The sequence below is a fragment of the Neobacillus sp. DHD-1R genome (assembly GCF_057747995.1).
Genome location: NZ_CM173232.1, coordinates 4,797,233 through 4,809,486 on the forward strand (window position 1 = coordinate 4,797,233; position 12,254 = coordinate 4,809,486).

Genomic DNA, 12,254 nt, shown 5'->3' on the forward strand with positions numbered 1-12,254 from the left:
CGCCTTAAAGACAAATCTACTTTTTTAATCCCTTAACTGTCCTCAATAAGCTAGCATTAAAGACAAAACTACTACTCTAATCCCTCAATCTGTCCTCCATACGCCGCCTTAAAGACAAAACTACCTTTCTAATCTCTCAAACTGTCCTCAATAAACCGGCGTTAAAGACAAAACTACTATTTCACTCCCTCAAACTGTCCTCAATAAGCCGTCTTAAACTATTTATAGCTGGTGGTCACGATCGTTTTCCATAAGAAGCTGTCCTAAGAGTAGGAATACACTCGATGTCCAAGTAAATGCTGGATCACGTAATCCTTCCCCCGTCAGCGCATCATAATTTTCTGCCATTCCTGATGTTGAGGCCATTGAACAAAATTTCCTCGCAACAGACAGGGCTAATTCCTGTTCCTCTGATTCAAGCAAACCATCTGTTAGCAGCATGGTCGTCGGTGCCCAAATTGGTCCCCGCCAATAACCATCCTTCCGATAAAACGGGCTGTCTGGGAGCTCTGTTGCCAAGCCGTACTCTGTTAAAAAACCCTTATCCTTAATATCCGCAATCAACTTCTCTAAAATCTCTTTAGGCAATCTTTTTCCTAGAATGAGAGGGACATATAATACCAAACTATCTGATTCGATCATTTCATGGGTGCCTGAGCGTTTGGCCACAAATCTCTGTCCATTCCAAAAATGATCAAGCATTCGATTTAATAAGGCTTGAGATTCCTGCTTCCATTTTTCGGCCTCCTCAACTCTTCCAAGCTTTGAGGCTATTTCCGACAACACTTCCATTTGTAATACTAAAAATGAGGAAAGATCCGGGCTTTCAATCGGTGTACCTTTGTGAAAAATGGTGCTATTATCCCACCCGCTGTCATTTCCGTGATTATATTGCGGAATTCCGTCACGATCGCTGTCCTGAAATGTAAGCCACCACTTTGTCCATTTTACAAGCGGCAGATAAACCTCCTGCAGTTTAGCTGCATCCACAAAGTCGTTTTGCTCCCACATACGTCTAAGCGTCCAGCCATGGATGGGCGGTTTCGTGAAGTTCCACAACATGAACCTATTATTGAGGAAATCCGGAAGCATGCCAGACTCATCCTGCGCATCGAAAAAGATCATAAACTGATCCCATGCTAGTTCCGGGGATTTTTTAGCAAGCGCCAACGCGTTAAAACAATGATCCCAGCTCCAAATGTTTGTCATCCAGTTCTTCGACATATACATGGCTGGCCTGGTTAGTCTTCCTTCCGGAGGAACCATACACGACCAAGTTATATAGGAAGCAAGCTCTCTTCCGCTGTAATACTCATGAGGTGTCTCAAGTGTATTCTCATGCCAGGTCACATACTCTTTCTTAACCTGCTGTTGTCCTTCAGAAAAAGATGTGTAGGTTTGAGTTTGGTAGACAACCGTAAACTCCTCAAGCACACATTCCATTTCTAAATCCTGGGGATCCGGCAGAAAATCCGCTATGATTTTCTCGCACCGCTGTTCATTAAATGGCGCATCCATTTGGATGTGACCTTTTAAAGTTGTAAGCATATAGCGCATTTCCTGAAGTGAATGATTGACTTCCCAACGATTTTCCTCCATTTGGACTGCATAATCATATGCTCCAATAACCCCCGTCAGTCTTACCCCAACCCCTTGACTTCTTATTTGGAGAATTCTAGACTCTGTTATACAAAATTCCGCACACCCTTCATCTGCTTCAAGTCGAAGCATGCTTGGAAATAATACAGCATGATATGATTGGGATTTTCCATTCCTCCCAATAAGATCAATTTTGAACACTGCTCCGAAATCATTGTCTCCGTTCCGGATATTCCGAATATACAGCGGTCCATCACTGCCCTCTTGATGATTCGGTGAGATCGTAATAAACGAACCATAACGGCTGAACGGTATTTTTTTGATATCAAACATACGGTCACCTCTTTCAACATTCATTTGAAATTTTATCTTGTCGGCTAGAAGGATATTCCTGGTCCGTTTCGAAAAATTTTGGCCTTATAACATAGACGAAAAACGTATATCCAAGGAGGAGGAACAAACCTGCCAGTAAAAAAGGCAACGTATAGTTCTTACCAGCTAAGATTGTACCAATCATGAAAGCCGCTAATGCAGAACCAATGCTCCTGAATACTGCCCTTACTCCAGCATATAGATCGCGTTCTTCATCTTTAAACGAAGACATGGATAAGCTGTCGACCAGGTTTGTCAGCATCGTAAACACTCCGCCTCTAATAAGTAAAAGGCTCGAAAAGAAAATGGCTGGGAGATTCAAAAATAAAATAAAACAGAGAACCATATTGATCATGTAAATGTAAAAAAATGTTTTTTTCGTTCCAAAGCGGTCGATCAATGCCGGTGAAAAAACGGAGCCAATAAACAAAGCAACCCCATTAAGAGCTAAGAGGATTGACACTGCCTCATTGGAAAAATCTAAGCGAAACTTAACAAATAAATTTAAATAAGGCTGCAAACAAGATACCGCTCCACCTGTAATGAGGGCAAATACAGCAAAAAACAGTAACTTTTGCTTCAGTTCATGGGAAACCTTCCCTCTAGGATTGGAAATCTTCTTTTGTTCAGGTAATGATTTAGCCTGGTGTTTTGTCTCCTTTTGCCGAACAGGTGTCACCCGCTCCTCAGCCGGAAGTAAGGTTCCCCGTGCACAGGCTAATAGTAAAAACAAGATCGAGGTGGCAATTAAGGTGTTATGGTAGCCTCTCCCAGAAAGCTCAATCCACTTTGGCAAAAAGCCGCCTAATAATGTCCCCGCCCCTGTAAATGCAGTAAATACCGCGAATAAAAAGCTGTAGGCTTGGGTTTCTTCTCTTTTTGAACGGCTATAATGGAACAACAGCTGTATTTCTGTCGTTTCCACAAGCGTTAGGCCAATCGATACAACCAATTGAGCGAAAAAAAAGAACGCAAAGCCTTCTGCAAAAGCAAAAATGCTGCATCCAATGGCAATACTCATAATTCCTAAAACCAGCAGCTTTTTCCGTCCGGTCCTTTTAGCCAAGATACTTACAGGTATGGCGAAAATACCCATTACCAAAATCCCCATCGATGTGATGACACCAATTTCTTTTTCAGTAATCCCCCTGTCAATAAAATGAAGATTCAAGATTAAGGTAAACATACCAATGCTTAGACCGTATAATGATTCAGTAGCCAAAAAACGTTTTACACCAGAAGGTAAAGATAGAAATCGTAATGACTGGATCATAGGTGTTCAACCCTTCCTTTATTAAAAATTAAGGGAGCTCCCCAACTACTAAACTGTCTGTTTAATCAGAAGGGACTGGCCCCTTCTGATTAAAACAGATGAACTTCTTACCCCTTAATGCCGGTAGTAGAAACATCTTCAACGATGTAACGCTGAGCTGCGAAGAAGAGAATAAGCGGCGGCAAACTGATAAGGAACGTAATCGCCATGATTCCCTCCATATCAACCCCGAACATCCCTTTGAACTGGGCAAGGCCAAGTGTCAATGTGTATTTACTCTGGTCATTCAAAAAGACGAGCGGACCAAGGTAATCATTCCAGCAGTTCAGCACACTGAACACGGCGACAAGAATTAACACAGGCTTCATCAGCGGCAGATAGATTTTATAAAAAATTTGGAATGTATTGGCCCCATCCATTCTTGCTGCTTCGTCAAGTTCTTTTGGTATCCCCATAATAAATTGCCTCATCAGGAAAATATAAAAAGGAGCTCCGAACCATGCCGGGACAATGAGCGGCTTCAGCGTATTGATCCACCCAAGGACATTAAATTCCATATATAACGGGATCATCGTGACTTCCCATGGAATCATCATCGTAGCCAACAGGACCATAAATAAAAAATCCCTGCCCTTAAACGTGAACCGTGCAAATCCATAGGCGACCAGTGCAGAGGATACGATTTGGCCAATGGTTGCCATGATGGTCACCGTAAGTGAGTTGATTAAAAATTGCGTAAACGGCTGGGAAAGCCAGGCTTCCTTAAAATTCTCAAAATGAAAACTTGAGGGAATCCACTTTGGCGGGAACAAATAGAGCTCTTCTGGTGATTTCAACGATGTTGTCAGCATCCAGAATAACGGCGCTAAAAATAACAGTGAGAAAAAGATTAAGATTCCATATATAAAGGTTTTTTCGACCCTGTTTTTTGTTTTCATCCTAAAACTCCTCGTATCGATAGATTGGCTGCAAACCTATTTTTTCTTCACTTCTCCTTCGTAGTACACCCAGGCCGACGAGGATTTAAATACTAGCATGGTTAAACTTAAAACTATCAAAAACATAAACCAGGCATTTGCGGAGGAATAGCCCATTTTAAAATATTTAAAGGCATTTTCGTAGAGATACATGGCGTAAAAGTATGTTGAGTTAAGCGGTCCTCCACCGGTTAACAACAGTGCTAGCGTCAATTGCTGAAATGCGGCAATAATTGTTGTAATGACATTAAATAGAATCGTAGGCGTTAACAGTGGCAACGTAATTTTGAAAAACTGTGTAATTTTATTGGCTCCATCAATGGATGCTGCTTCATAAAGCTCTTTTGAAATACTTTTTAAACCGGTCAAGAAGATTAACATCATCGATCCCTGGCCCCATAGGCTCGCAATAACCATTGCAACTAACGCCCAGCTTGTATCATTCAGCCAATTAGGACCCGTAATGCCAATTAAGGAAAGAAAGTAATTAAGAATACCGTATTCACCGTTAAACACCCATGCCCAGATCATCGCTAGGGCAACACCAGATATTACAGAAGGAAGATAAAAAAAGGTTCTAAAAAAGCCATGTCCTTTGACATTTTGATTTAACAACATCGCTAAAACTAGGGCAATAATGATATTTAGCGGGACAAACAGCGCAGCAAATTTAACCGTCACCCATAATGACTTCCAAAACAATGGATCATCCGTAAACATCGTTTTATAGTTATCCAAACCTATGAAAGTTGCCTTACCGACAACCGGCCAATCAAAAAAGCTGATAAAAAGCGAATATATTAGGGGCCCCAGCGTAAACGCCAGGAACCCAATGATCCATGGAGAGATGAAAAGGAGGGGGACAATCTTGTCCCACTTCACTTTTCTTTTCTTGTTTATTTCCATATACGGTGTGGAAGAGGCAGGAATTGATTTCATGATGAACACCTCATTTATATAGTCTCCCTACTTGACATATTTCTCGGAGTCTTGAACAGCCTTATTCAGTAGTTTCTCTGCATCCTGCCCGAGCATAACTGCATTCACTGCTGCAGAAAGATTTCGATTAATTTCATTCCAATTGCTATTTAATAGAAATGCCGGTGTATCATCTGAGCGTTCAAGCATTTTATAAAACGGACTTAACAATGCATCCTGCTCCATATTCTTTTCCTTTACAACACTAATTCGTACTGGTAAATCTTCAGTCCTCATGTTGATTGCTTCGTCGGAAGAATAAAATTTCACAAATTTGTAGGCAAGGTCCTTATGTTTAGAATCCTTCGCGATCGATACGGCAGATGAGGCAATAACTCCTTTTGCCGGTTTATCACCAAATGATGGCACTTCAACCGTTCCAAAATTAATTTTCGCTTCTTTAAATCCTGCTAAAGGCCAAATACCGCTTTCCCACATCGCAATTTTTCCTGCCTTGAAAATATCATCACCGCTTTGTTGGTTTTTCCCTCCGACAAGAACAGCACTTTTTTCTTTAAGCAAATCATTCAATAATTGGATTGCTTCGATTGTTTCAGGGCTATTCATATAGCCTTTCACCTTTGTGCCATCCTCACTGATGAAGCTGCCGCCGTTACTCCAAACCAACCCTTGGAGGTCATACGTATCTGGCTCAGGAACTACCCCAAAGCCGTATTGTTTTTTGCTCGGGTCTGACAATTTTTTAGCGATTTGCTTGAAATCGTCCCATGTCCAGCCATCCTGTGGATAAGGGATGTTGGCTTTATCAAATAAATCTTTGTTATAATAAACAACCCTGGTAGTAAATCCAGCGGGCATTCCGTAAATTTTCCCATTCATACTTGAATAATTAAATAAACCTTGGTAAAAGTCATTCATTTCCATTTCCGTGTCGCCTTCAAGGTACTTGTCCAATGGTTCAAGTGACTCGAAGTAAGCCGGGAAATTCCACATATACATCATATCCGGAGGATTTTTTGCTCCAAATGAAGCGGCAAGCTTCTGATCAAAACCATCACCATATGCTTCAACCTGAACCTTTACGCCAGGGTTTTTTTCTTCAAACTTTTTTGCGATGTCTTGTTGAATTTTCAATGCTTCTCCAGAGTCCCATGTAGCAAAGCGAAGGGTCACATTATCTCCCCCGGCCTTGTCTTCCCCTTTTTTGTCAGTTGAATTTTCACCTGAACTGCTTTGTGAACATGCGGCTAAGGAGAATACGCTAACCAACATTAAAATCATTGCTAAGATGCTTATTTTTCTCATTCGGATTTTCCCCCTCTTTATATAAAAAATTAACCGCTTTCATTGTACTTCTAATGAAAGCGGTCCCATACTAAAAATCATCTTAAATTGGTCGTAATAATGTTTTAACTTTCGAAAAATTTAATGGATAGGGGTAAATTTGTCCGATTGTTTTCCCCTTTTTGTTTGACGATACTCAGATGGTGTCTGCCCTTTGCATTTTTTAAACCATTTGCTAAAATATTTACCATCCTGTATCCCCACTTTTTCCCCTATTTCCTGTAAAGTAAGGGAAGTCTTAATTAGTAATTCACAAGCAGCATTTAGCTTTAGTTTCTCTGTAAAAGTGTAAAAACTTTCACCCACTGATTTTTTGAAAAGGGTGCTAAAATGGCTCCTGCTCAGCCCCACTTCATAGGCAATGTCTACCGATGAATGAGATTCGTTTAGGTCTTTCATAATAATCTGCACTGCTTTTTGAATCGATTCAGGCCATGTTTCATGCAGCTCAATGGGAAGAATTGGAGACGCAGGCTCTACTTGTTTCTTCACTTCCAATTTTTTATTAATATCATCGGCAAACTTCTCTAAATAATCTTCGAATTCCTCATCTTGAAAGGCTGTTTTTACGATGTAACCCGATGCACCAAGTTTAATGCCTTCCTGCGCATACTCAAAATCCCGGTGGCAGCTTAATAGCAGAATTTTAGTATCTGGGGCAGTTTGTTTAATCTTTCTGGAAAGGTCAATCCCATTCAGTTCGGGCATAACAATATCTGTAATGACAATATCCGGAGAATGTTCAAGAAACTGTTCCCAACCCTTCTGGCCATTAGAGGCATCGGCAACTACTTCCATATTAAATTTTTGCCAATCCACCGTTGCTATTAACCCTTTTCGGACGATATATTCATCATCAACTATTATGACTTTGATCATCGGACATCCTCCTTTTCGGCCAACGTATTTTGATTGTCGTCCCTTTCTTCGGTTTAGAATCAATCCGAAGACCATTTTCATTTCCAAAATGAAGCTTGAACCGCTGATCAACATTGTACACACCGATTCCCCGTGCTTTTTCCTTTGATGAATGAGGATTTAATAGATTTAGAGCTGTTTTTTCCAACATTCCTTTTCCATTATCCCTTAGAGTTAACTCAAGAAATTCCGGCTCTTCTTCAATTGATAATTCAATTATACCCTTGCCATCTTCAAATGCATGAAAAAAGATATTTTCAAATAAAGGCTGTAAGGACAATCTAGGAATTAAATAATCCATGCACACTAAATTGACGGTTTCATGGTATTCAAACATATGGCCATATCTGATTTCCTGCACCTTTAAATAGTGGCTAATGGTGTTTAATTCCTTTTTTAAGGTAATCAATTCATCAGAAAAGTTGAGATTTTCATGGAGAACCTCTGTCAGATGATAAATCATTTCCTGAACTTCCTTTGCGTTAGAAAGCCTTGCCTTCCATTGGATTGAATTTAGAGTATTAAACAATAAATGGGGATTAATCTGATAGTGGAAGGCCCTCAATTCTGCTTTCCTTTTTAACCTCTCCGTCTCGCTGATTTCATCCACTAATTCCTTAATTTGTTGAACCATCTGATTAAAGCTGACGGTTAATTGTCCAATTTCATCGTATTCTTTCCCTACAGCGACCTGGGTTTTCAGTTCACCTGCACTAACAAGCTCCATCGATTCCTTTAGCTTCCTGATTCTCTTTGCAAGTGGTGCTGAAAAGACCATCGCTAATATGATGGCAAGAATAATGAGAAAAAATATGCCTAACAATGTATAGTTAAAAATCACATTTGACGATTGGTAAAACAGTCTTTCTGGGACACGGACCTCGACTTTCCAGCCATAAGCAGCAATCTCTTTTACTCTGACAATATCACTTGGAAGCGGTTTCCGTTCAGTTTTTGTTTGATAAAGGATTTTTTGCTTCTCATTGTGGATGGTGACAAAAGCATGCACGTCTCTTTCAAGATACTTAATATAGGAAAAGAGTTCATCAGCATTCGTCTCAATCAATAATTTGCTTCCTTTTAAAATTCCATATTGGCTCTGGATTGGCAAGACAAGCCCAACCATTTGTTGAGACGGCTTGCTGCTATCATAATAATTGGCTTTATAAAATCCAATCCAGCGATCACCTTGGTTTAATTTACTCATTTCTTTCCAAAAGGGCATTTGAAACAGTTTTTCAGTATTTAAATGGTTTCCACCGTAATAGTAGCCAGAGCTAGTGATCAAATAGATTCCTTTTGTATTAAACGTTTTATGAGCTTCAAGGAATCTTTCAAAGTTCTTTTTTTCAATGAAACCTTCATATGTTCTTGGTATCTCCTCTTTGATGACAATCAAGGTTGGATCCGATAAATATTGATGAATATCTGTTGAGACGACAAACATCTGATCAATTGTATTTTCCAGCTGCTTTTCAAGCTGGGAAACAGCAAAATTTTGATAGTCATTAAATTGGCGATTCACAATTTTAGAAGATTTTTGATAGGAAAGAAAGCCGAACAAGAGGAGTGGAATCAAAGCGGCCATCATTAAAAACAGGATCATCTTAATGCGGAAGCTGCCAAAAAGCTTATGTTTAATAGTTGTATTAAAGCTTTGATATAAATCTCTCATCATGTCCACCCCTTTGATGCTTCTATTAATATTTTTTAGAAGAATTCCCCCTTATCATAAACCAGAGTTACGGCCATTTCTAGAATTGTTTTTTTGATAGACTGAACAATATTCGTTGTCTATAAATGCAAAAAGAGGGCTGCAGAATCTATGGAAGCCGCTGCCCTCTTCTAACTTTGTTAACGATGGTGGCTATACTAGTGTGAGTTGATAAATATGTGAGTAATAATCCTTTTTCATTAGCGGCAGGATTAATCCTATCTTCATCAGTTCATCTCCATAATAAGCACGGTCATCGTTGTTGATTTGGTATTTGCGTTTCGGATTTAGCCCGCGCAATTTGAGACGGAGAAATGGTGGATTGGGTGTTGCAAAAGTTTTATAGTAAAACAATACTGCCTTTTCTTGCTTGGGAGCAACATACATCAAGGCTGTGTCCATTCCATCAAATGGGCTGATCAGCCTGTACAAATCACCAAAACAAACGACTTCCTTAATCTGCTGGTATAGCCTGATTTGCGCTCCGACTAGCGACATCTCTTCCTTACTCAGCTTATCAACATTTAATTCAAATCCTAAATTGGCAGCCATCGCCACATGGCACCTCATTTCTAGAGGCGTTACCCTGCCCACTTGGTGATTCGGAACGTCTGACACATGGGCTCCCATCGTGACCGCCGGATAAACAATACTTGTTCCATATTGAATTTTTAACCTTTCAACTGCATCCGTATTGTCACTCGTCCAGGTTTGCGGCATGTAATACAACATGCCAGTATCAAAGCGACCGCCGCCGCCCGAGCAGCTTTCAAACAAAATCTGAGGAAAGCGTGCTGTTAATATTTCTAAAGTCCGATACAAACCGAGCATATAGCGATGTGACGTTTCCTTTTGCCTTTCCGGTGGCAGCCCCGCCGACCCAACCTCCGTCATATTTCGGTTCATATCCCATTTTACATAGGTAATCGGCGCACTTTGGAAGACCTTCGTGAGTGTGTCAATTAACCAATCACACACATCCTCCCGGCTCAAATCCAGGACAAGTTGATTCCTTGACAATGTCCGGTTTCGCCCTGGCACATGCAAACACCAATCAGGGTGCTTGCGGTACAAATCACTATCAGGTGACACCATCTCCGGCTCCACCCATACCCCAAATTGCATCCCCTTCTTATTAATATAATCAGCTAAACCCTTTAAACCATGTGGCAGCTTTTTTGGATAGACCACCCAGTCACCGAGCGAGCTTTTATCATTGTCTCGGTGCCCAAACCAGCCATCATCCAGGACAAACAGCTCAATTCCCAGGACTTTAGCCGTATCCGCAAGCGCCATTAATTTTTTTTCATTAAAATTAAAATAAGTAGCTTCCCAATTATTAATAAGAACTGGGCGTGCTTTATCACGGTAAACGCCGCGGCACACCCTTTCTCGCAGTACTTTATGAAAGGTTCGCGACATCCCGCCCAGACCTTCCGACGAATAGACCATTAAGGCCTCCGGTGTTTGAAACGTTTCCCCCGGCTTTAGCTGCCAGGCAAAATCAAACGGATTGATCCCAATGCTGAGTCTTGTTGTTTCAAATGCATCGACCTCGATGGAGGCCTGGAAATTCCCACTATACACAAGACTGATCCCATAAACATCGCCAGCCTCTTCAATCGAACACTTTGCAAGTAAGGCAAGAAAGGGATTATGTTGATGACCACTGGCTCCTCGTGCGGAGGAAATCATTTGAACGCCAGGGTGTAAGGACTGCCGTTCGATATGACGCTCCCTTGCCCACGTTCCTTGCAGTTGAAGCCAATCCCAATTCGAATTGGGGAAATCAATAGACATGCTCATACATTTCTGGACTTCCACCGCAAAGCTGCCCAAATTTTGAAAAGAAACGGATCTGGCTATCACATCAAGATCGTCGTAAATCGTATACATTAAGTTTAATCCAACACCCAGCATGGAATCGACCATGGTAATGACGAGCGAATCGGCCTCAGCATCTCCTTCTACATAAGCCGAAGGCAATCCTGTTAGGGGACGCTTCCCTTTATAAAACTCATGGGAGTCATAAACAAACTCGGTGATGGTCGATCCATCGCGGGAACAAAGCTGATAGGCCGGGGCACGATAGTCCCCGTTCCCAAATGCAGGATATTCCTGCGGCAGTGTATCAAGGGAAAATGAAGGGTCCGTAGGTTCTGTCATCGGTGAAAAAGCCCTTCCTTTATAGGTAAGGATGGATGAAGGCTGCGATACCTCAACACGCTCCCCCCAATATAAATGGGCCAAATGCTTTCGATGAACGATTTGAATCAGGTAACTCACCCTGTGGTTATGTAAATGAAATACCTGATCTGCTTCATTCCATTCAATCGGCATAAAAGAACCTCCTAAAAACAGTTACTCTACTATATTCGTAATCCTGCTAAAAAATGGTGCCAGGTATTGTATAAAGATTTAAAATATGTAAAAGATAAACGTAAAAAAATTTTTCTGTTTTTAGTCTTTTTCCAGAATTGAATAAGGGTGTGCAGTGATGGAACATTTGAATCATCTTATTGGACATTTTGGTTATTTAGGAATTACTTTGGCATTAATCGGCGGCATTATTGGATTGCCCATTCCAGATGAAGTGATCCTTACTTATGTGGGCTATCATGTTTTTACAGAAAAATTTGCTTACCTGCCCTCTCTTTTATGCGCCTATATTGGTGCAAGTATCGGCATTACGCTCAGTTTTATTTTAGGAATCAAATTAGGCGTACCATTTTTACATAAATTTGGTCCTAAACTTCATATTAGTGAGGCAAGAATTAGTCGTACGAGGAAATTATTTAACAAATTCGGACCGTTCCTCCTTGTTATCGGCTTTTTCATTCCCGGTGTACGGCATATCACAGCATATCTAGCAGGAATCAACCATTACTCCTATCGAAAATTCGCCTTATTTGCATATTCCGGGGCGATGATCTGGTGCTCCTCTTTCATCACTTTAGGTAAAGTGCTTGGAGGAAATTGGGTTTATGTAGGCAGTTACCTTTCCAGGTATAGTATCTATTTGATCGTCGTTTTTCTACTAGGATTCATTATTCTTTATGCCTATCGGAGAAGAAGACTTCCTATAAAATAAAAGAAAGATGCCCTCCAATTGGAGAGC

Annotated in this window: 9 protein-coding genes; 1 reads left to right on the forward strand and 8 read right to left on the reverse strand. The window is 40.7% G+C overall.

Annotated features, from left to right (window positions below):
* Positions 1-222 precede the first annotated feature (222 nt).
* The 8 genes from AC3ANL_RS23695 to AC3ANL_RS23730 form a co-directional block, all read right to left on the reverse strand.
* Positions 223-1,932 (reverse strand): amylo-alpha-1,6-glucosidase, encoded by a 1,710-nt coding sequence (locus AC3ANL_RS23695; protein ID WP_488326765.1) that lies wholly within the window; start codon positions 1,930-1,932, stop codon positions 223-225.
* Between the two features lie 13 nt (positions 1,933-1,945).
* A complete protein-coding gene (locus AC3ANL_RS23700; protein WP_488326766.1) occupies positions 1,946-3,244 on the reverse strand; it encodes an MFS transporter in 1,299 nt (432 codons plus the stop codon).
* 107 nt (positions 3,245-3,351) lie between these two features.
* A complete protein-coding gene (locus AC3ANL_RS23705; RefSeq protein WP_488326767.1) occupies positions 3,352-4,182 on the reverse strand; it encodes a carbohydrate ABC transporter permease in 831 nt (276 codons plus the stop codon).
* Positions 4,183-4,218: 36 nt separating this feature from the next.
* Positions 4,219-5,127 carry a carbohydrate ABC transporter permease gene (locus AC3ANL_RS23710; RefSeq protein ID WP_488329819.1) on the reverse strand — a complete coding sequence of 303 codons (909 nt, stop codon included), beginning with the start codon at positions 5,125-5,127 and terminating at the stop codon, positions 4,219-4,221.
* A gap of 60 nt (positions 5,128-5,187) precedes the next feature.
* On the reverse strand, positions 5,188-6,465 hold the full coding sequence (locus AC3ANL_RS23715) for an ABC transporter substrate-binding protein (RefSeq protein ID WP_488326768.1): 1,278 nt from the start codon (positions 6,463-6,465) through the stop codon (positions 5,188-5,190).
* 120 nt (positions 6,466-6,585) lie between these two features.
* Positions 6,586-7,383 carry a response regulator transcription factor gene (locus tag AC3ANL_RS23720; protein ID WP_488326769.1) on the reverse strand — a complete coding sequence of 266 codons (798 nt, stop codon included), beginning with the start codon at positions 7,381-7,383 and terminating at the stop codon, positions 6,586-6,588.
* Entirely contained in the window at positions 7,361-9,100 is a 1,740-nt protein-coding gene (locus AC3ANL_RS23725) for a sensor histidine kinase (protein WP_488326770.1), read from the reverse strand. Before AC3ANL_RS23725 ends, AC3ANL_RS23720 begins: the two co-directional genes overlap by 23 nt.
* 189 nt (positions 9,101-9,289) lie before the next feature.
* Positions 9,290-11,476, reverse strand: a complete 2,187-nt coding sequence (locus tag AC3ANL_RS23730) for an alpha-galactosidase (RefSeq protein WP_488326771.1) — start codon at positions 11,474-11,476, stop codon at positions 9,290-9,292.
* Between the two features lie 157 nt (positions 11,477-11,633).
* Here AC3ANL_RS23730 and AC3ANL_RS23735 point away from each other — a divergent pair, with 157 nt between their 5' ends.
* On the forward strand, positions 11,634-12,227 hold the full coding sequence (locus AC3ANL_RS23735) for a DedA family protein (protein WP_488326772.1): 594 nt from the start codon (positions 11,634-11,636) through the stop codon (positions 12,225-12,227).
* Positions 12,228-12,254 lie beyond the last annotated feature (27 nt).